The organism is Pseudoalteromonas sp. 120-MNA-CIBAN-0494 (assembly GCF_040308885.1).
GTDB classification, from domain to species: Bacteria; Pseudomonadota; Gammaproteobacteria; order Enterobacterales; family Alteromonadaceae; genus Pseudoalteromonas; species Pseudoalteromonas nigrifaciens.
In genome coordinates this window covers 1-212 of the sequence record NZ_JBEOOE010000264.1, presented here as the reverse complement: position 1 = coordinate 212, position 212 = coordinate 1, and the positions used below count along the sequence as shown (strand labels likewise).

At 30.2% G+C, this 212-nt stretch carries 1 protein-coding gene; it reads left to right on the top strand.

The window, feature by feature from the left end; all coding sequences use genetic code 11:
- Positions 1-157 precede the first annotated feature (157 nt).
- On the top strand, positions 158-212 hold a 55-nt coding region (locus AAEY55_RS18720; RefSeq protein ID WP_197107930.1), incomplete at its 3' end, for a helix-turn-helix domain-containing protein.

Below are 212 nucleotides of genomic sequence, written 5' to 3'. Positions count from 1 at the left end.
ATTTTTTGTTTTACAAAATCACCTACATCACCTTTTAACAATTGTTTTCTATATTTAACCACAAGTATTAAATGTAGTGCTATTAAATATTTATAGTGAGATTTAGTGTCATATTCCATCTTGACAACTCATTTGCATACAGTAGTCTATACAGTATATGAAAAAGACGCTTAGATACAACTACAGGCTAAATCCTACGCCAGAGCAAGAAG